The organism is Kribbella lupini, from assembly GCF_039529595.1.
GTDB lineage: Bacteria > Actinomycetota > Actinomycetes > Propionibacteriales > Kribbellaceae > Kribbella > Kribbella lupini.
In genome coordinates this window covers 1,582,178-1,602,520 of sequence record NZ_BAAANC010000001.1, presented here as the reverse complement: position 1 = coordinate 1,602,520, position 20,343 = coordinate 1,582,178, and the positions used below count along the sequence as shown (strand labels likewise).

The window sequence follows — 20,343 nt, the reverse complement described above, 5'->3', positions numbered from 1 at the left end:
TAACCGCGCGCTACACGCCCACGGTGAGCCGCGCCCGGTAGCCCGCGTCGACGCTTCCGCTGACCGTCGCGAGCTGGTGCTCGGCGCCGTCGTCGCGGAACACGTTGTCGTTCGCGATGGACGTGCGGGACATGTTCTGGGTGCTTCCGTCGTACCCGCTGGTGGCGTAGACCGCGTTGCAGGCGTCCTCCGGCAGGGCAAGCTGGGAGGTCGCGCTGATCTTCCCGGCGGCGGTCGCCTCGGTCAGGGACGCGTAGACCTCGAAGTGGATGTGCGGCCAGCGTCCGTCGTACGCCGCGGGGAAGATCGTGGTGAAGGTGACCTTGCCGTTCGCGTCGGCGGCCTGGACGCCGCGGCAATAGTTCTCGTTCTCTGCGCCCTCGGAGTAGAGGGAATAGCGGCCTTGGGCGTCGCAGTGCCAGAGGTAGACCGCCGCGCCTGCCAGCGGGGCGCACTTGTCGGCGTCCTGGATGGTGAGCTCGACAGTCAGCGGTACGCCGGTGGCGACGCCTGTCGACGAGCCGAACGACTTGGTGAGGTCGCTGCGGACGATGCCGGACTCGGTGAGGACATTCGGCCCGTTGGAGCCGTCGCCCGGGTAGGGGCCGTCGGTCTCCTCGGGGATCTCGTCCACGCAGTCTGCTGTGGTTGTCGGGGTGCTGCTGGTGGTCGTTGGAGTCGTACTGGTGCTCGTCGTACCGGTGCTGGTGCTGTCGTCGGTCGCGCAGCCGGTGACGACTGCCAGGCCGGCGCCGGCCAGCAGGCGCAGGACGTTGCGGCGGCGCAGTGTGCCGAGGTCGTGGACCAGTCCCAGATCGTGTTCGTGCGGTGTCATCGTGTGCCCCTTGCCGTCGCTCGAGGTCTCCAGCGTGCCGAGTGGAGCCGATGGTTCGCCGAAAGTCCGCTGGGAGGTTGCTGTGAACGTTGTCCACAGCCTGTCGCGGTGCGTACGCGGGATGTCGGTGGCAGCGCCTAGGGTTTTGCCATGAGCGTCGCAGCAGCAGTCGTGCACAGCGGCAGCCACCCGAACGGTGCGCTGTCCCCCTCCCGCGCGGCCGATTTCATGAGCTGCCCGCTGAAGTACCGCTTCCGCGTCGTCGACCGCCTGCCCGAGAAGCCGTCGTCCGCCGCCGTCCGCGGCACGGTCGTGCACGCCGTACTGGAACGTCTGTACGACCTGCCCCGCGGCCAGCGCACGCTGGAGCAGGCCGCCGGGATGCTGGAGCCCGAGTGGCAGCGCATCCTCGAAGCCGAGCCCGAGGTCGCCGAGCTGTTCGCCGACGACGCCGAGGGCGAGGAGCTGGCCAAGTGGCTGGCCGAGGCGCACAAGCTGCTCGGCAAGTACTTCACCCTCGAGGACCCGAACGCGCTGGAGCCGGCCGAGCGCGAGCTGTACGTCGAGACCGAGCTGGAGTCGGGTCTCACCTTGCGCGGGTACGTCGACCGCCTGGACGTCGCGCCGACCGGCGAGATCCGCGTGGTCGACTACAAGACCGGCCGCTCCCCGTCGGAGTTCTTCGAGGCGAAGGCGCTGTTCCAGATGAAGTTCTACGCGCTGGTGCTGTGGCGCCTGCGCGGCGTCGTCCCGACGATGCTCCAACTCGTCTACCTCGGCAACGGCGAGATCGTTCGGTACGAGCCCGACGAGGACGACCTCCGAGCCTGCGAGCGCAAGGTCACCGCCCTCTGGGCCGCCATCACCCTCGCCCTCGAGTCCGGCGACTGGCGCCCCAGCCGCGGCCCGCTGTGCGAGTGGTGCGACCACAAGGCACTCTGCCCCGCCTGGGGCGGCACACCACCGCCGCTTCCTGCGCGTTCGGTCGAGGAGGTCGCGGAAGAGTCCGCCGGTGTGGACCTGGTCGGCCTCGACGGCTGAGGGCAGTTGGGTTTCGCCCACCCCCTGTTGGTGGTTGCCGTGGACTTGGCCCGCCCGCCCACCACTGCGGTGAGCCGGTGGATGCGCTGACGGGAGTGCAGGGCGCTCGGCCGATCGGAGTCGCCCTCACCCGGATGGTGGTTCCCGTGGACTCGTCCCACCCGCCCACCACTGTGGAGAGCTGGCGGATGCGCTGACGAGAGTGCCGGATGCTCGGCCGATCGGACGCGCCCTCACCCGGATGGTGGTTCCCGTGGACTCGTCCCACCCGCCCACCACTGTGGAGAGCTGGCGGATGCGCTGACCAGAGTGCCGGATGCTCGGCCGATCAGACGCGCCCTCACCCGGATGGTGGTTCCCGTGGACTCGTCCCACCCGCCCACCACTGTGGAGAGCTGGCGGATGCGCTGACGAGAGTGCCGGATGCTCGGCCGATCGGACGCGCCCTCACCCGGATGGTGGTTCCCGTGGACTCGTCCCACCCACCCACCACTGTGGGCGCCAGGTGGATGCGCTGGCGGTTGAAGATGGTGACCGACAAGCTGTTCTCGCCCTCACGCGGATGATGGTCGGTGCGAGCTCTGCTCCACCGCCGGACCGGGGCCGAGAGCAACTCCACACCCGCCTGTCCGGGGCCGACCGCACTCGATCAGTGAGGCGGCAGTGTTTCGACGTCGGTCGGTTCCAGGTCGGTGCGGTGTCGGACCAGGCGTAGCGGGTGGCGGTAGTGGCCGGCCTGCAGGGCGGCGTCGGCGGCGACCTCGACCACCACTGTCGGGCGGACCTTCACGATCGGGGTCTTGCTTCCGCGGCCCCAGTGCGTCGCGATCTGGTCCGGCCACGGATGCCAGACACCGGCCGGCTTCAGCAGCTTCCCGATCGTCGCGGACTGGGACTCGGTCAGTTTGACCGTCCGGCCGACGACCTCCAGGTCCTTGCCGCGGTACCGGCCGACGACCAGCACCTCGGGGCGCCGCAGCGACCCCGTCACCGCGCCGACGATCGCCTCGACGGTGTCGCGGGTCTTCCACTTCACCCACTCGCGGCGGCCCGGCTGGTACCGGCTGGTCGCGCCCTTGACGACCAGCCCCTCGACCCCGGAGACCTTGAACGCCTCCAGCCACTCGCGCGCCTCGGCGACATCGCCGGTGACCGGAGAAAGTTGCAGCGGCGGACGCCACGCCTTCGCCAGAGACTCGAGCCGGTTGCGACGGGCCGTCCATCGCATCGGCCGCACGTCGACGCCGCCGACGGCGAGCACGTCGAACACCACCAGCGAAGCAGGCTGCGCCGGAACCAGGCGGCGCCGTACCGTCGCCGCAGTGTTCACCATCCGCGCCTGCAGCGCGTCGAAGTCCATCCGCTCGCCGGTCCACACCACGAGTTCGCCGTCGAGCACGCAGTCTGTGTCCACCTGCTCGGCGAGGGCTGCCTGGATGTCGGGGAACTTCGCGGTGAAGTCCGTGCCGTTGCGCGACCACAGCTGTACGGCGCCGGCCCGGCAGACCGCGCCGACCCTGAAGCCGTCCCACTTCAGCTCGAAGCGCGAACCTCCCGGCATGGCGTGGGGCCCGGGGAGGTGTTCTTCGGCCCGGGCCAGTTCCAGTGCTACCGGCCCGAGGAGATCGGGACCAAGCTCGGCCACACCTCAGTGTTGCTCTAGGCAAGCGTTCGGTCCATCACGCGAGCATGTCAGGCCGACGACGATGACGGCCCCACACCAGTCGGCAGGCATCGCGACGTTGTGCCGTTTCGTCCGTCGGTCCGGTCAGCCTCGAAACGTTCAGTGAAGCGGCAAGCGCTGTGCGCGGTGGCGAGCGGCTGGCTCGGCTAGTTGCAGCAGCCGTCTGTGCAGGTGCCACCGCTGCAGCCGCAGGCGACCGGGTCACCTGCCGTCGCGCCGCCTGCGATGGGTGAGCAGCAGCCTTCGCCGCGCCAGGCTTCTCGGCCTTCTCGGATTGCTACCGCGGCGATGACCAGGCCGGCGATGGGATCGGCCCAACCCCAGCCGAGGGTTGCGTTGAGGAGGAGGCCGACCAGCAGGACGGCGGACAGGTAGGTGCAGAGCAGCGTCTGGGTCGAATCGGCGACTACGGCGTTGGAACCGAGGGCTTTGCCGGTACGGCGTTGGGCCCACGACAGGAACGGCATGACGATCAGCGACGCGATCGCCAGGCCGATGCCGACCGGTGAGGTCTCGGGGTCGGCGCCGGTGATCAGGGAGCGGATCGATTCGAAGCCGACGTACGCGGCCAAGCCGAAGAACGAGAAGGCGAGCAGGCGTAGCGCCTGCTTCTCGCGGGTCTCGGGCAGGCGGTGGCGGAACTGCCACAGGATGATCAGCCCACTGGAGACCTCGACAACCGAATCCAGGCCAAAGCCGACCAGCGCGACGGAACCGGCGACGAGCCCGGCGCTGATGGCGATCGCGGCTTCGATGACGTTGTACGTGACCGAGGCGCCGGCGAGGAGCTGCGCGCGGCGGCTGAGCTTGCGGCAGAGTTCGGGGTCGGTGGTCCAGGTGCTGGGTGTGGGCGTGAGCTGCACGGGCTCGAGTGATAGCTCTGCCCGAGAGCCTGGGGCCGGCGTACTGGCCTGGTCGGAGTTGCTCATGCTGTGTTCGCCGCCTCGCCGTAGTTCGGGCAGAGGGCGACCGCGTCGCCGGTCAGCCGGAGCAGGCGCTCGGCGGCTGTGAGCAGGTCGAGCGTGGCTTCGGGGTGGGTCAGCGTGAACATCGACGCGCGGCCGACCGGGCGGGATTCGACCAAGCCGCAGTCGCGGAGGCAGGCCAGGTGCTTGGAGACGGTGGACTGAGCCAGGCCGAGGTGTTCGGTCAGGTCGACCACGCGCTGCTCGCCCAGGGCCAGGTGCCGCACGATCGCGAGCCGGGAGGCGTCGCTGAAGCCGTTGAACAGGCAGGCCGCGACGGACAGCGCGGCTGTCTCGTCAATCTCGCCGGGTCCTGCTTGCAAGTCAACGCCAACTCGTGTCGTCATCGCCATGCGGCGATGTTATCGACAGCGGGGCGGTTTGTGAAGCGCGTCCGCAGCCCGCCGGCCTCCTCGCGAGTCCTGATCCGTACGCGAGGTCAGCGACTACGCCTACTGGTCACCGCACTCGTCGTCTCTGGTGAGGCCGACGCCGCGGTGGCTCAACAGGAAGCGCGGGCTCAGTGAAAGGCGAGTTCAGGCCCCGCTCACGATCACCAACTCGTTGCCCTCGGGGTCGGCGACTCGCCAGCGATCCGTCGACTCGTCGAGGAGCCGGCCGCCGGCTGCGATGGCTGCGGCGAGGCGGGGCTGCGCGAGGTCCGGCGGTACGGCGAGCTCGAAGTGGATGCGGTTGCGCTGGCGGCGGCGTTCGGTGTCCGAGGCGTCGAGCTCTTGGAAAAGCAGTACGGGGTTGAGCCACCGCGGATCGTGGATGTCGCGCAGCCCGGTTCGCCGGTCGGGGGCGTAGCCGAGTACGGCGAGCCAGAACGCGCGGACCGCTTCGACATCAGCGGCGTCGAGGAAGAGCTGAACGAAGCGCGGCAGCCCCGGCTCCGGGGTCGCGCCGAGTTCGCGGGCGGCAGTCTGGATCTTTTCGGCGAGGTCGGTGAAGTCGAGATCGAGGCCGTGGGCGTCGGCTTCCCACCGGTCCTTGCCGGTGTCGAGGATGACGAGGCCGGGGCGCAGGTCGATCAGCAGCGGGAAGCCGGCGGCATCCGCGAGTGCCGCGGCCGCGGCGGTCAGGTCGCGTTGCTGCGTCGGCGAGGTGACGCGGTAGCAGGCAACGGCGCTGAACACGGCCTGCCAGTCGGCAGTCTCGGGCGTCTCACCGAGCGGATCGCCCGGTACGAGGTCGACCTCGTTGCCGTCGGGGTCGGAGTGACAGACGCCGTACGGTCCCGAGCCTTCGCCGAGGCCCACTTGCTCGACTGCTGCGGTTGGCCGTACGACGTCGAGGTGAATGCGGTGCCGCAAGGGCCGCGGCTCGGTCGACTGCCGGATCCGCAGGGCAGGGTCGCGGCGTAGGGGGTCCACCAAACCGCCGTCCTCCCCCGGTGCGTAGTCCAGTACGCGCTGCCAGAACTGCCGCACCTCGGGTGGGTTTGCGGATTCGAGTACGACGCTCAGGTGCTGGAGCGCGGCGGGATCGGCGGTCAGGCCGAGTTCGCGCGCGGCGGCCGATACCGCCTCGGCGTGCTCGCCCGAGTCGAGGCGTACCCGCACGCCTGTAGCCCGCACGTCGACCGCGATGTCGGCCGACAACTCCACGATGCGCTCTGCCAGCCCGGCCGCCTCGGTGAGCGACGTCGCGCCGAACCAAGCCGTCGCTACGCCGTCGAGGAGCCGCCAATCCGTTCCGCTGTCTGCCATGCCCGGCACTGTAGGGCCGATCCCGGACGATCGCCTTCCTGTTGGTTGGTCGGTCCGGGCGAGGGATGACGCTCAGGTACCCATCGAACCGTCCCGGGGGAAGGCAGGGATCAGGCGCCCGAAGCAAGAGGCGGCCTGACCCACCGCGGCGCACTCCACCCGCGCGCCAACGCAGTCCCCTTCTCCACAGAGGTGGGCCGGGACCAACCCGCCGCGCCACCGCCCGGGGTGGGGCCAAAGCCAATCGGCCATGCACCCACACCACCCACCAACCCATCCCCCACGCTCCACAGAGGTGGGCGGGCGGGCTCTCCCAGGAGCACCACCGACAGGGTGGGGGCCCACCAAATCCCCCAGAACGAACCTCCCGCAGTACCGCCCGAAGTTTGTTCTGAGGTGCTGGTCACACGCGTGGAAGTGAGGTCGGTGCCACGGGGTGACAGGGGGCTCGGATAACGTCCAGGCTATGAGTCATCCGCATCCCGATCTTGGTCAGCCGCCCCGCCTCCCCGATGACGCCCTGCGCGTGGTCGCTCTGGGCGGTCTGGGTGAGATCGGCCGGAACATGACCGTGTTCGAGCACCGGGGCAAGTTGCTGGTGGTCGACTGCGGTGTCTTGTTCCCCGAGGAGCACCAGCCCGGCGTCGACGTGATCCTGCCCGACTTCGGGTGGATCCGGGAGCGGCTGGACAAGATCGAGGCGATCGTTCTCACCCACGGGCACGAGGACCACATCGGCGGGGTGCCGTACCTGCTGAAGGAGCGCGGGGACATCCCCGTGGTCGGCTCGAAGCTGACGCTGGCGTTCATCACCTCCAAGCTGAAGGAGCACCGGATCAAGCCGGTGACGGTGGAGGTGAAGGAGGACGAGAAGCGGCGGTTCGGTCCGTTCGAGTGCGAGTTCCTCGCGGTGAACCACTCGATCCCGGACGGCCTGGCGGTCGCGATCCGGACCACGGCCGGTCTGGTGCTGCACACCGGCGACTTCAAGATGGACCAGTTCCCGCTGGACCGCCGGCTCACCGACCTGCGCGGGTTCGCCCGGCTGGGTGAGGAGGGCGTCGACCTGTTCCTGACGGACTCGACGAACGCCGACGTCCCGGGCTTCACCACCGCCGAGAAGGACCTCGGTCCGGCGATCGACCAGGTCTTCCGGACCGCGCCCGGCCGGATCATCGTGTCGAGCTTCGCCAGCCACGTGCACCGGATCCAGCAGGTGCTGGACGCGGCGAAGGCGGGCGGCCGCAAGGTCGCGTTCGTCGGCCGCTCGATGGTGCGCAACATGGGCATCGCGCGCGACCTGGGCTACCTGAACGTGCCGAAGGGCCTGATCGTCGACCTGAAGGAGCTCGAGCAGCTGCCGGACCGCAAGGTCACGCTGGTCTGCACCGGGTCGCAGGGCGAGCCGATGGCCGCGCTGGCCCGGATGGCCAACCGTGACCACATGATCCGGATCGGCGACGGAGACACCGTCCTGATGGCCAGCTCGCTGATCCCGGGCAACGAGAACGCGATCTACGGGCTGATCAACGGGCTGATCCGCTGGGGCGCGAACGTCGTGCACAAGGGCAACGCCAAGGTGCACGTCTCCGGCCATGCCAGCGCCGGCGAACTCGTCTACTGCTACAACCTGGTCGAGCCGCGCAACGTGATGCCGGTGCACGGCGAGTTCCGGCACCTGAAGGCCAACGCGGCACTTGCCGTCAGTACCGGCGTACCGGCCGACCGGGTGATCATTGCCGAGGACGGCGTGGTGGTCGACCTGCACAAGGGCCGGGCCAAGATCACCGGCAAGGTCGAGGCCGGGTACGTGTACGTCGACGCGATGACCGTCGGCGGCGTGACCGAGGCGAACCTGAAGGACCGCCGGACGCTCGGCGAGGAGGGCGTCGTCACCGTCGTCCTGCTGGTCGATGCCAACACCGGCAAGCTGGCCGAGCCGCCGGACTTCCTGGCGCGTGGATTCGTCCACGACGACACGACGTTCAAGCCGGTGATCCCGGTGATCGAGGAGGCGCTCGCGCGGGCCGCCTCGGAGGCGATCGGCGACGCGAGCCAGCTCGAGCAGCTGGTCGGCCGCGCGGTCGGCAACTGGACCTACCGCCACTGGCGCCGGCGCCCGGTCGTCATCCCGGTGGTCATCGACGCCTGACCCGCCACAGCTCGCGCCGCCGCAGCTCTGCGCATTTGGAGGGTTAACCCCCGAAATGGTGGGTTCGCTGGTCGTATGCAGACCTTGAACCCACAAGTTGAGGGGTTAACCCACCAAATGGCGACGGCCGGGACCACGGGCATCGGACAGCGAGCGAGGCCTGTACGCCGCTGAGGAACCCTCGCACGTTAGCGTTCCCCCATGACCGCGGAAACCGTCGCGCAGGCTGCTGCGATCACCACCTCCGGGCTCGGCCGGAGCTACGGCAGCGGTGAGACCCGCATCGACGCGCTGGCCGACGTCAGCGTGCAGTTCGGGCAGGGCCGGTTCACCGCGATCATGGGCCCCTCGGGATCGGGCAAATCAACGCTGCTGCACTGTCTCGCGGGCCTGGATCGGCCGACCAGCGGGCAGGTCTTCCTCGGCGACGTCGAGCTGACCCGGCTCACCGAGAAGGCCCTCACGCATCTCAGAAGAGACCGCGTCGGCTTCGTCTTCCAGGCGTTCAACCTGGTCCCGACGCTGACCGCGCTCGAGAACATCACGCTCCCGCTGACCCTCGCCAACCGCAAGCCCGATCAGGCCTGGCTCGACCTGATCGTCGAGACCGTCGGCCTGAAGGACCGCCTGCAGCACAAGCCCAACGAGCTGTCCGGCGGTCAGCAGCAGCGCGTCGCCTGTGCTCGCGCTCTGGCCTCACGCCCGCACGTGGTCTTCGCCGACGAACCGACCGGCAACCTCGACTCCCGCGCCTCGGCCGACGTCCTTGCCTTCCTGCACCGCTCGGTCCGCGAGTTCGGCCAGACCGTCGTGATGGTGACGCACGACCCGACCGCCGCCGCGTACGCCGACCGCGTGCTGTTCCTCGCCGACGGCCGGCTGCGCGAGGAGCTCGTCGACCCGACCGCCGAGTCCGTCCTCGACACGATGAAACGCCTCGAATCCCCCCAGGCGACCGTGAGCACCGACGGCCCCACCCAGGCCCAGGCCGGCTGATGCTCAAGCTCGGCCTCCGGTCGGTGCTCGCGCACCGGCTGCGGTTCGTCCTGTGCACGATCGCCGTCCTGCTCGGCATCGGGTTCGTCAGCGGCGCGATGGTCTTCAGCGACACCCTCGCCGCCGCCCTCAAGAAGAACTTCGCCGGCACGACCGCCGACCTCACCGTCACTCCGGTCTCCACACTCAAAACCGGTACGCCGACGCTCCCGATCGAGGTCGCCGACCGCATCGCGGCCGTGCCAGGCGTCGCCGCGACCGACGCCCAGCTGCTCGTCCCGGACGTCGAGATCCTGGCCAAGGACGGCCGGCCGATCGACACCTACAGCCTCGCCACGTTCGGCGCGAGCTGGCCGCACGACGACCGGACGGCGCCGTTCAAGCTCGTCCAGGGCACCGCGCCGTGGGGCCCTGAGCAGCTCACCCTCGACCGCAACACCGCCGACCGCGAGGGCTACGAGGTCGGCCAGAAGGTCAAGGTCGTCACCCCCGCCCGCGCCGTCACGGCGACGTTGACCGGGCTCACGACCCCAGGCCTGTCCGGTACGTCGGCCGGCGCACCCCTCGTCGCCTTCGACAGCGCCACCGCCCAGCTCCTGCTCCTCGGCAAGCCCGGCTGGACCTCGATCGGCGTCGCCCTGCAACCCGGCCAGAACCCCGACACCGTCCGCGGCGCGATCCAGAACGCGGTCGGCAGCACCGTCGAGGTCCGCACCGCGGCCCAGGTCTCGGCCGACGGCGAGAGCGCCCTCGACGACACCTTCGGCGGCCTCACCGCGGCGCTCCTGCTGTTCGCCGGCCTGGCGCTGTTCGTCAGCACGTTCCTGATCGTCAACACCTTCGCGATGGTCGTCGCCCAACGCAGCCGCGAGCTCGCCCTCCTCCGCGCGGTCGGCGCCTCCGGCGGCCAGGTCACCGGCACGGTCCTCGCCGAGGCGCTCGTGATCGGTGTCATCGGCTCGACGCTCGGACTCCTGCTCGGGGTCGGCGTCGCGGCCGCCATCCAGTACATGTACCAACGCCTCGACCTCGCGATCCCGTCGGCAGCACTCCAGGTCAGCCCCGCCACCATCATCGCGTCGTACCTGCTCGGCATCGGCATCACCACCGCCGCTGCCTATCCCGCCGCCCGGAGAGCCGGCAAGCTCCCGCCGGTCGTTGCCCTGCGCGCCGACACCACCATCCCGGAACGCAGCCTGGTCGTCCGCGTCGCCCTCGGCGCCTTCCTCCTGCTGATGGCGATCATCCTGCTCCTGGTCTCACTGAGGGCCACCGGCCTGCCCGGCGCGATCCTCGTCGGCCTCACCACCGCCCTGGTCCTGCTCGGCCTGGTCATGACGCTCCCGCTCATCAGCCAGTACGCCGTACGCGCGCTGATGCTTCCGCTCGGCCGTCAGGCCGCCGTCGTCCTCGGCCGCCGCAACGCCGAGCGCAACCCGCGCCGTACGTCGGCCACCGCGTCGGCGTTGATGATCTCGCTCGCGCTGGTCAGCGGGCTGTTCGTGATCGCCGCGTCGGCGAAGGCTTCGGTCGACCAGGGCATCGCCGACGCGATCGGCAGCTCCGAGCTCGTGGTGACCGGCGAGCGCCCGTTCAGTACGGCGGTCGGCGACCAGCTCGCGAAGGTGCAGGGCATCTCGGCCGTCCATCGCGTCCGCCAGTCCGGCGGCGAGGTCGACGACCGGCCGATCACGCTGGCCGGCGTCTCCGACGGCACGCTCGACGGCCCGATCACGGTGACCACCACCGCCGGATCACTCGCAAGCCTCGCCAAGGGTCAGGCAGCCCTCCCCCGCAACCTCGCGAACCAGCTCGAGCTCACGGTCGGCCAGTCGTTCACCGTGACCACGACCACCGGCAAGCACGCACTGACCGTCGGCGCGATCATCGCCCCGAACCGCCAGCTCGACGCCGTCGTCACCAGCCTGCCGACGTTCACCGGGCTCGGCGGCGGCGAGATCGACGCGACCCTCTACCTGGACGTTGCCGACGGCACCGATGCCGGAACCGTCCAGCAGGCCGTGCTCGGGGCGATCCGGGACTACCCGTCGGTCTCCGTCCGGGACCAGCAGGCGTACGCCGCCGCCGAGCGCGGCCCGATCAACGGGATCCTCGGCATCGTCGGCGCCCTGCTCGGGTTCGCCGTGCTGATCGCGCTGCTCGGCGTCGTGAACACGCTCGCCCTCGGCGTGGTCGAGCGGACCCGCGAACTGGGGCTGCTGCGGGCGATCGGGATGGACCGGCCGCAGGTCCGGCGGATGCTGCAGGTCGAGGCGGTCGCGATCGCGGTGTTCGGCGCGATCCTCGGGCTGGTGGTCGGCGCGCTCGCGGGGGCCGCGGTGCAGCACGTGATGGCCGACGACGGGCTCGGCGTGCTCGACGTACCGGTGCTGCAGCTCGTCGCGGCGGTCGTGGTCGCGGCGGTTGTCGGCGTACTGGCTGCGATCTGGCCGTCACGCCGTGCAGCGCGGCTGGACGTCCTGCGCGCGATCGCAACTGAGTAGCCGCTGAACTCATCCGCTGGGAGTTGATCACCGGTAGCCTGCCGGTGTGCCGGGCAGCGTCCAATCGATCGAGCGAGCTGCCGCAGTGCTGCGCCTGCTCGCGGCCGCGCCGAACGGACTGGGCGTCGCGGATCTCGGCAACGCACTGGGGCTGGCCAAGGCGACAGTGCACGGGATCGTCCGCACGCTGCACCAGGTCGGCTTCGTCGAGCAGGACCGGTCCGGCGCGCACTACCGCCTGAGCGACGCCTTCGGCCGCCTCGGCGAGACCTACCTCGACCCGAACGAACTGCGGAGCCGCGCGATCAACTGGGCCGACTCGCTGGCCTCACGCAGCGGCGAGGTGGTCCGGGTCGGGCGGCTCGTCGAGGGCAAGGTGGTCGTCGTCCACCACGTCTTCCGGCCCGACGACAGCGACCAGGACCTGGACGTCGGTACGACGCTGCCGCCGCACGCGACCGCGCTCGGCAAGGCGGTGCTCGCCTTCGACACCAGCGGCGCGGCGAAGCCGAAGACCCTCGAAGCCTTCACCACGCGCACGATCCTCGAACCCGCGCGGCTCGCCGACGAACTGGCCGCGGTCCGCGCCAAGGGTTGGGCCGGTGAGTTCGAGGAGCACACGGTCGAGCTGGCCGGCATCGCCGCGCCGATCCGCGGCCTGGGCGGTCTCGTCGTCGGTGCCGTCGGCCTCACCGGCCGGATCGAGCGGATCTGCGACTCCCGCCTGCGCCACCGCACGGACCTGGTCACCATGGTCCGCGCCACCGCCGAGGCCATCGGCCGCGACCTCAGAGACGATGGCTGATGGCTGAGCAGTACGTCGCCGCAGTGGACCAGGGGACCAACTCCACGCGCTGCATCCTCTTCGACCGCCGGGGGCGACTCGTCTCGGTGGCCCAGCGCGAGCACAAGCAGTACTTCCCGCGCCCCGGCTGGGTCGAGCACGACGCCGCGGAGATCTGGCGCAACGTCACCCGCGTCGTACCGGCCGCGGTCCGGCAGATCGGCGCGGCACCGTCCCAGATCGTTGCCATCGGCATCACCAACCAGCGCGAGACCAGCCTGCTCTGGGACCGCCGGACCGGTCAGCCGGTCGGTCACGCCGTCGTCTGGCAGGACACCCGCACCGACCGGCTGATCACCGAGCTGGCCGGCGACGAAGGCGCCGACCGCTTCGTCGACCTCTGCGGTCTCCCCCTCACCACGTACTTCTCCGCGCCCCGCCTGCGCTGGATGCTCGACCACACGCCCGGCCTGCGCGCCCGCGCCGAAGCCGGCGACGTCCTGTTCGGCACGATGGAGTCCTGGCTGATCTGGAACTTCACCGGCGGACCGGAGGGCGGTCTGCACGCCACCGACGTCACCAACGCCAGCCGCACGATGCTGATGAACATCGAGACGCTCGAGTGGGACGACAAACTGCTCGACGCGTTCAACGTGCCACGATCCGTGCTCCCCGAGATCCGCCCGTCCTCCGGCGTCTTCGGTACGGCGACGACCGTGCTCCCCGGCGTACGGATCGGCGCCGCGCTCGGCGACCAGCAGGCGGCGCTGTTCGGCCAGACCTGCTTCAGCCCGGGTGAGGCGAAGTGCACGTACGGCACCGGCTCGTTCCTGCTGCTCAACACCGGCAAGGAGATCGTCCGGTCCACGCACGGCATGCTGACCACCGTCGCGTACCAGATCGGCGACCAGCCGGCGGCGTACGCGCTCGAAGGCTCGATGGCCGTCACCGGCTCGCTGGTCCAGTGGTTCCGCGACGGACTCGGGCTGATCCACACGGCCGCCGAGATCGAGACGCTGGCCCGGACCGTCGACGACAACGGCGGCGCGTACATCGTGCCCGCGTTCTCCGGCCTGTTCGCGCCGCACTGGCGCAGCGAGGCGCGCGGTGTGATCGCCGGGCTGACGTCGTACATCACCAAGGGCCACCTGGCCCGGGCGGTGCTGGAGGCGACCGGCTTCCAGACGCTCGAGGTCGTCGACGCGATGAACGCCGACTCCGGCATCGCGCTCAAGGCGCTCAAGGTCGACGGCGGGATGACCGCGAACAACCTGCTGATGCAGTTCCTCGCCGACCTGCTCGACGTCCGGGTGGTCCGGCCGATGGTGACCGAGACCGTCTCGCTCGGCGCCGCGTACGCCGCCGGCCTGGCGGTCGGCTACTGGCCGGACCTCGAAGGCCTGCGCAGCAACTGGCACCGCGCCGGCCAGTGGTTGCCCGACATGGACCCGGACCGCCGAGCCATGGAGTACGCGAACTGGCAGGCGGCGGTCCAACGCACCTTCGGCTGGATCCGCCCGGAGCAGCAGGACGGCAACGACTAGTCGTCGGCGCGCCAGATCCAGTTCTGCCGGGCGTAGCGGATCTCGAAGCCGGTGCGGAGCATGTTGTTCAGCGAGGAGTTCTGCTCGCCGTCGGCCGGCTTGCCGGTCTCCGCGCTCAACCACTTCGCACCCTCGGCCGACGCCTGCCGGGCGCGGGCCGCGAGCAGCGCCGACTGCGCGCCACGCCCCCGGTACGCCGGAAGCACCGCCGCACCCGCGAATGACGCCACCTGGTCGTGGATCGCCAGCGAGGCCGCGCCGACCATCGTGTCGCCGTCCCAGGCGCCGTACGCCGTGAAGCCGGGGCGACCGACGACCGCCGAGATCATCGGCACCAGTGTGTCGGCCGGCATCCCGAAGCCGCGCGTCAAGGTCGTCGCCCACTCCTCGGCCTGCTCGACCGGGACCTGCCCGATCCGCAGGTCGGTGTCGGCCGACTCCACCAGCCCGGCCAGCCGCGCCAGCTTCAGCCAGGTCCCACCGGCGGTGAGTCCGGTCTTCGCCGCGATCGATTCCCAGTCCCGGGGCAGCACCGACGGCGCGAACTGCAGCGTCGCCAGGCGGACGCCGTGCGTGCGGTAGAAGTCGGTGATCTCCTCGACCAGGTCGAGCGTCACCGGCGACGCGAAGCCGAAGCCGAGCGCCTTGCTCCAGTAGTTCGTCACGTCGTCGGGCATCGCGAGCACGACACCACCACCGATCCGGCGGCTCGCGAGCTTCAGCGACTCCGCCACCGCGGGTGAGGCCGACGTCTCGTAGCCCCACACCGCTTCCGCCTCAGCCGCTTCGAGCAGCTCGGCGATCCGATCCATGCATTCCTCCAGGCCACATCCCCGTGACGATGTTCCGACCCGACCTTATGCCGGTCGGGCAAACCGTCCGGGTCAGGCCTTCCAGGACCAGATCGGACGGTCGTAGATCACCGCGAAGCCGGCGCGCTGCAGGTTGTCCAGCGACGGATTCCGCTCGCCGGGACCTGGTTTGCCGGTCTCCGAGAACACCCAGCGGCAGCCCGCCGCGAGCGCGTCCTGCGTACGGCGGGCGACCAGCGCCGACTGGGCTCCGCGGCCCCGGTACTCCGGCCGGGTCGCGCCGCTAACGAGCTCGGCGGCGTCGCCGTCGACGTACAGGGCACCGGTGGCGACCAGCAGGTCCCCGTCCCAGGCGCCGTACGCCGTGACGTTCTTGATCCGCCCGATCGAGGCGAGCATCTCGGCCATCCGCCCGTCGCCGTCCGCGAACTCGAACGCCTCGATCTGCACCGCCGCCCAGGCCGTCCAGTCGTCGGCGGAGATCGGGCCGACCCGCAACGTCGTCGGCGCCGGCGCGACCGGGCGGTCGTCACGCTGCAGCTTGACCAGCGTCGATCCCGGGGTCAGCTCGTACTTCGCGGCGAGCTCCGGCCAGTCCGCCGGCAGCACCCGGTCCAGCAGGTGGAAGTTCGCGCTCGGCGTCCCCTCCGAGCGGTAGAAGTCGATCACCTCGGCGAGCACGTCCCCGGTCAGCGGCTCGCTGAACCCGAAGCCCTGCGCCTTCGACCAGAACCCCGACGGGTCCTTGCTGGCCGACAACGCGATCCCGCCGCCGATCCGTCGCACGGCCAGCCCCATCCGCTCCAGCACCCGCTGGCCGGCCTGGGGCACCGCCAGCATCAGATTCGCCTCGACCGCCTCCGCGCGCGCAACCATGTCCATGCCGAAAGCCTAGCCCGCACAGGGAAACAGGAGCTGACCAACTCGTTGCCCTGAGCACCTTCCTGGCAAGAACTCGCCAACCGGGTACCCGGAGCACCCCCACGGAGGTGCTCCGGGCCGGCGACCGTCAGGCCGGGGACACGATGTCCGGCGCACCCAGGCGGACCTTGTCGGCCGACTCGTCGTCCGGCTGGTCCTGGGAGTCCCGCTCGGACTGGACCCGCTGCAGGTAGAACGACACCTCGCGCTCGATCGTGGCCTCGTCCCAGCCGAGCTCGGGCGCCATCAACCGCGCTGCCGCGTCGGCCGCGCCGGCGCCGCGGTCCCAGGCCTCGATCGAGATCCGGGTTCGCCGGGCCAGGACGTCGTCCAGGTGCCGGGCGCCCTCGGAGCGGGCCGCGTAGACGACCTCGGCCTTCAGGTAGTCCTGCGTCCCGGGCAGCTGCTCACCGAGCGACGGGTCCTCCTTCACCAGGGCGAGCACCTCGTTGATCAGCGCGCCGTACCGGTTCAGCAGGTGCTCGATCCGGGCCACGTGCAGCCCGGACTCCTGCGCGATCAGGTGCCGCTGGTTCCACAGCGCCGGGTACCCGTCCGCGCCGACCAGCGGGATCGTCTTGGTGGTGCACTTCGGGACCCGGCCGTCGAGCGCGTTGGCGACCGCGTCGATCGCGTCCTTGGCCATCACCCGGTACGTCGTGTACTTGCCGCCGGCAACCACCACGAGCCCGGGCGCCGCGTGCGCGACGACATGCTCGCGGGACAGCTTGGACGTGCTCTCCGACTCCCCCGCCAGCAGCGGCCGGAGCCCGGCGTACACGCCCTCGACGTCCTCACGGGTCAGCGGCGTGTTCAGCACCGCGTTCACGTGGTCGAGCAGGTACTCGATGTCCTTGCTGGTCGCGGCCGGGTGGGCCTTGTCCAGGTTCCAGTCGGTGTCGGTGGTTCCGATCAGCCAGTGCCGGCCCCACGGGATGATGAACAGCACGGACTTCTCAGTCCGCAGGATCATCCCGGTGCTGGACTGGATCCGGTCCTTCGGCACGACCAGGTGGATGCCCTTCGACGCGCGCACGTGGTACTGCCCGCGCTCGCCGACCATCGCCTGGGTGTCGTCGGTCCACACCCCGGTCGCGTTCACGACCTGCTTGGCGCGGACCTCGAACTCGCGGCCGCTCTCCAGGTCCTTGGCCTGGACGCCGGTCACCCGCTCGCCCTGGCGGAGGAAACCGGTCACCTTGACCCGGTTCGCGACGTGCGCGCCGTACGACGCCGCCGTCCGGGCCAGCTCCATGGTGTGCCGGGCGTCGTCGACCTGGGCGTCGTAGTACTGCAGCGCGCCGACCAGGGCCGACTTCTTCAGGCTCGGCACCAGGCGCATCGCGCCGCGCCGGGTCAGGTGCCGGTGCATCGGCAGGCCGGCGCCGTTGCCCGAGCTGACCGCCATCGCGTCGTACAGGGCCACGCCGGCGCCCGCGTAGAACCGCTCCCACCAGCGGTGCTGGAGCGGGTAGAGGAAGGGCACCGGCTTGACCAGGTGCGGTGCCAGGCGTTGCAGGAGCAGCCCACGCTCCTGCAACGCCTCGTGCACCAGCCGGAAGTCGAGCATCTCCAGGTACCGCAAGCCACCGTGCATCAGCTTGCTGGACCGGCTGGAGGTTCCGCTCGCGTAGTCGCGAGCCTCCAGCAGCCCGGTGGTCAGGCCCCGGGTCGCGGCGTCGAGGGCCGAGCCGGTGCCGACCACCCCACCGCCGATCACCAGGACGTCCAGTTCGCGGCCGTCCGCCATCGCGTCGATGGCCTCCGACCTCGCTTGCGGGGACAGAGCCACTACAGCCACTGTGCTGTTCCTTCCGGTTGTCGCTACTGCTTACTGCCGTACTTCGGGGCCGCTAGTCGACGTCGACCCAGTCGAGCGTCCGCTGGACGGCCTTCTCCCAGCCCTTGTACCCGGCCGCACGCTGCTCGTCGTTCCACTCCGGGCTCCAGCGCTTGTCCTCGTTCCAGTTCTGCACCAGTTCGTCGGTGTTGTTCCAGAACCCGACCGCCAGCCCGGCCGCGTACGCCGCGCCGAGTGCCGTGGTCTCCGCGACGACCGGCTTGCTCACCGGGACGCCGAGGATGTCGGCCTGCATCTGCATGCAGAGCTCGTTGGCCGTGACACCGCCGTCGACCTTGAGCACCTCGAGCTTCACCCCGGAGTCCTTCTCCATCGCGTCGGCCACGTCCTTGCTCTGGTAGCAGATCGCTTCCAGTGTTGCTCGGGCCAGGTGAGCGTTGGTGTTGAACCGCGACAGCCCGACGATCGCGCCCCGGGCGTCGGAGCGCCAGTACGGCGCGAACAGGCCGGAGAACGCCGGGACGAAGTACACCCCGCCGTTGTCCTCGACCTGCCGGGCCAGCGTCTCGGTCTCGCTCGCGCCCGAGATGATGCCGAGCTGGTCCCGCAGCCACTGCACCGCCGACCCGGTCACCGCGATCGAGCCCTCCAGCGCGTAGACCGGCGCGTCGTCGCCGAACTTGTACGCCATCGTGCTCAGCAGGCCCGCCTTGGAGCGGACCAGCTCGGTGCCGGTGTTCAGCAGCATGAAGTTGCCGGTGCCGTAGGTGTTCTTGGCCTCGCCCGGGTTGAAGCAGACCTGACCGACCGTCGCGGCCTGCTGGTCCCCGAGGTCACCCGTCAGCGGTACGACGCCACCGAGCGGGCCGTTGGCCAGCGTCTCGCCGTACTTGTTCGGGTCGGACGACGGACGGATCTCCGGCAGCATCTGCCGGGGGATGTTGAAGAACGAGATCAGCTCGTCGTCCCAGTCGAGCGTCTCCAGGTTCATCAGCATCGTGCGGCTGGCGTTGGTCACGTCGGTCACGTGCACCCCGCCGTCGACGCCACCGGTCAGGTGCCACAGCAGCCAGGTGTCGGTGTTGCCGAAGACGGCGTCACCGGCCTCCGCGGCCTCGCGGACCCCGTCGACGTTCTCCAGGATCCACTGCACCTTGCCGGCCGAGAAGTACGTCGCCGGCGGCAGCCCGGCCTTCTGCCGGATGACGTCGCCCTTGCCCTCACGCTCCAGCGCCGACGCGATCCGGTCGGTGCGGGTGTCCTGCCAGACGATCGCGTTGTAGTACGGCCGCCCGGTCCGGCGGTTCCAGACCACCGCGGTCTCGCGCTGGTTGGTGATCCCGAGCGCCGCGAGGTCGCTCGCCTGCAGGTTGTTCTGGTTCAGGGCGGTCCTGATCACCGAACTGGTCCGCTCCCAGATCTCCACCGGGTTGTGCTCCACCCAGCCCGCCTGCGGCAGGATCTGGGAGTGCTCCAGCTGGTGCTTGCCCACCTCGTTGCCGGAGTGGTCGAAGATCATGAAACGGGTGCTCGTGGTGCCCTGGTCGACGGCACCGACGAAGTCAGCCATGGAAAGTCCTCTCCTCACACGCTGTTGGCCTGCTCATGCGGCGGTCCTGTCCTCGGGGATGCGGCCCGGTTCCTCGTCCTCGTCGGCGATCGGCAGGTTGCGTCCGACCAGCAGGTCGTACAGGAACGCGCCCAGCAGGGCTCCGATGATCGGGGCCACGATCGGCACCCAGAAGTAGACGTCCCCGAACTGATCCTTGAACGCTCCGCCGTACCCGGTGAAGAACGACGCCAGCCGCGGGCCGAAGTCGCGGGCCGGGTTGATCGCGTACCCGGCGTTCGTGCCCCACGCCATCCCGATGCCGACCACCAGGAGACCCACGATGAACGGCGCCAGGTTGACGCCCGGGGAGGTGTTGCGCAGGTCGGTGATCGCCAGGATGACGAGCATCAGGATCGCGGTACCGATGATCTGGTCGCGGAAACCGCCCCACATCCCGACGCCGAGATCCAGGCTGCCGTTGCCCGGCAGGGTGGAGAACACGCCCTGGCTCTTGATCGTCAGCCCGGGGTCGAACTTGTTCAGCGCCTCGGTGTAGTTCCAGCGGACCACCAGAGCCGCCAGAAACGCGCCGAGGAACTGGGCCACCGAGTACGGCAGCACCTTCTTCCAGGAGAACCCGCGGAACGCCGCCAGCGCGATCGTCACCGCCGGGTTCAGATGAGCGCCGGTCATCCGCCCCGCGACGTAGATGCCCAGGGTCACCCCGAGCCCCCAGGCCCACGCGATGGAGTCGTGGTCCCCGATCCCCGCGGCGACCACCTGCGCCACCACACCACACCCGAACAGGATCAGGATGAACGTACCGGCCAGCTCGGCGGACATTTCCCCCAGAAGGGTCTTTGCCTTGACCGCTTCGGTCGTAGCCATGCTCTGTCTCCCTTCCACCCCGTGACGACCACGGAGGACTGGAATGTAGGAGCGTTTGCGAGGCGGCACAACGCCGTACGTTCGACATTGTCGAACGCGGGAGTGGACCGGACCACTGCGACACTCGTACAACCTTTTCCCGGGTTGATCAC

At 70.0% G+C, this 20,343-nt stretch carries 16 protein-coding genes; 6 read left to right on the top strand and 10 right to left on the bottom strand.

Annotation, left to right across the window (positions count from 1 at the left end; genetic code table 11):
* Positions 1-10: 10 nt before the first annotated feature.
* Positions 11-835: an intradiol ring-cleavage dioxygenase gene (locus tag ABD235_RS07340; RefSeq protein WP_344171291.1), complete on the bottom strand. Its 825-nt coding sequence runs from the start codon at positions 833-835 to the stop codon at positions 11-13.
* Positions 836-985: 150 nt separating this feature from the next.
* On the opposite strand from ABD235_RS07340, the gene ABD235_RS07335 reads away from it, so the two are divergent.
* Positions 986-1,876 (top strand): RecB family exonuclease, encoded by an 891-nt coding sequence (locus ABD235_RS07335; RefSeq protein ID WP_344171289.1) that lies wholly within the window; start codon positions 986-988, stop codon positions 1,874-1,876.
* Between the two features lie 649 nt (positions 1,877-2,525).
* Here ABD235_RS07335 and ABD235_RS07330 read toward each other — a convergent pair.
* The 4 genes from ABD235_RS07330 to ABD235_RS07315 form a co-directional block, all read right to left on the bottom strand.
* Complete coding sequence (locus ABD235_RS07330; RefSeq protein WP_344171287.1) at positions 2,526-3,521, bottom strand: ATP-dependent DNA ligase; 996 nt, start codon at positions 3,519-3,521, stop codon at positions 2,526-2,528.
* 185 nt (positions 3,522-3,706) lie between these two features.
* Positions 3,707-4,423: a cation diffusion facilitator family transporter gene (locus ABD235_RS07325; protein ID WP_344171285.1), complete on the bottom strand. Its 717-nt coding sequence runs from the start codon at positions 4,421-4,423 to the stop codon at positions 3,707-3,709.
* Positions 4,424-4,485: 62 nt separating this feature from the next.
* Positions 4,486-4,872, bottom strand: a complete 387-nt coding sequence (locus ABD235_RS07320; protein ID WP_344173683.1) for an ArsR/SmtB family transcription factor — start codon at positions 4,870-4,872, stop codon at positions 4,486-4,488.
* A 189-nt stretch (positions 4,873-5,061) separates the two neighbouring features.
* On the bottom strand, positions 5,062-6,237 hold the full coding sequence (locus ABD235_RS07315; protein WP_344171283.1) for a VOC family protein: 1,176 nt from the start codon (positions 6,235-6,237) through the stop codon (positions 5,062-5,064).
* A 466-nt stretch (positions 6,238-6,703) separates the two neighbouring features.
* Between ABD235_RS07315 and ABD235_RS07310 the strand changes: the two genes are divergently transcribed.
* The 5 genes from ABD235_RS07310 (at position 6,704) to glpK (ABD235_RS07290) (ending at position 14,217) form a co-directional block, all read left to right on the top strand.
* Positions 6,704-8,389, top strand: coding sequence for a ribonuclease J (locus ABD235_RS07310; protein ID WP_344171281.1), 1,686 nt, complete (start codon positions 6,704-6,706; stop codon positions 8,387-8,389).
* Between the two features lie 201 nt (positions 8,390-8,590).
* On the top strand, positions 8,591-9,385 hold the full coding sequence (locus ABD235_RS07305) for an ABC transporter ATP-binding protein (RefSeq protein ID WP_344171279.1): 795 nt from the start codon (positions 8,591-8,593) through the stop codon (positions 9,383-9,385).
* Positions 9,385-11,889, top strand: a complete 2,505-nt coding sequence (locus ABD235_RS07300) for an ABC transporter permease (protein ID WP_344171277.1) — start codon at positions 9,385-9,387, stop codon at positions 11,887-11,889. The genes ABD235_RS07305 and ABD235_RS07300 overlap by 1 nt, the downstream gene beginning before the upstream one ends.
* A 46-nt stretch (positions 11,890-11,935) precedes the next feature.
* Positions 11,936-12,694 (top strand): IclR family transcriptional regulator, encoded by a 759-nt coding sequence (locus ABD235_RS07295; protein ID WP_344171275.1) that lies wholly within the window; start codon positions 11,936-11,938, stop codon positions 12,692-12,694.
* Positions 12,694-14,217, top strand: a complete 1,524-nt coding sequence (glpK, locus tag ABD235_RS07290; RefSeq protein WP_344171273.1) for a glycerol kinase GlpK — start codon at positions 12,694-12,696, stop codon at positions 14,215-14,217. Before ABD235_RS07295 ends, glpK (ABD235_RS07290) begins: the two co-directional genes overlap by 1 nt.
* Here the strand turns inward: glpK (ABD235_RS07290) and ABD235_RS07285 are convergent.
* The 5 genes from ABD235_RS07285 to ABD235_RS07265 form a co-directional block, all read right to left on the bottom strand.
* A complete protein-coding gene (locus tag ABD235_RS07285; RefSeq protein ID WP_344171271.1) occupies positions 14,214-15,029 on the bottom strand; it encodes a GNAT family N-acetyltransferase in 816 nt (271 codons plus the stop codon). The genes glpK (ABD235_RS07290) and ABD235_RS07285 overlap by 4 nt on opposite strands.
* A 72-nt stretch (positions 15,030-15,101) precedes the next feature.
* Positions 15,102-15,911 (bottom strand): GNAT family N-acetyltransferase, encoded by an 810-nt coding sequence (locus tag ABD235_RS07280; RefSeq protein ID WP_344171269.1) that lies wholly within the window; start codon positions 15,909-15,911, stop codon positions 15,102-15,104.
* Positions 15,912-16,038: 127 nt separating this feature from the next.
* Positions 16,039-17,751, bottom strand: a complete 1,713-nt coding sequence (locus ABD235_RS07275) for a glycerol-3-phosphate dehydrogenase/oxidase (protein WP_344171267.1) — start codon at positions 17,749-17,751, stop codon at positions 16,039-16,041.
* 52 nt (positions 17,752-17,803) lie between these two features.
* Entirely contained in the window at positions 17,804-19,321 is a 1,518-nt protein-coding gene (glpK, locus tag ABD235_RS07270) for a glycerol kinase GlpK (RefSeq protein ID WP_344171265.1), read from the bottom strand.
* Positions 19,322-19,354: 33 nt separating this feature from the next.
* Positions 19,355-20,191: an MIP/aquaporin family protein gene (locus ABD235_RS07265; protein ID WP_344171263.1), complete on the bottom strand. Its 837-nt coding sequence runs from the start codon at positions 20,189-20,191 to the stop codon at positions 19,355-19,357.
* Positions 20,192-20,343 lie beyond the last annotated feature (152 nt).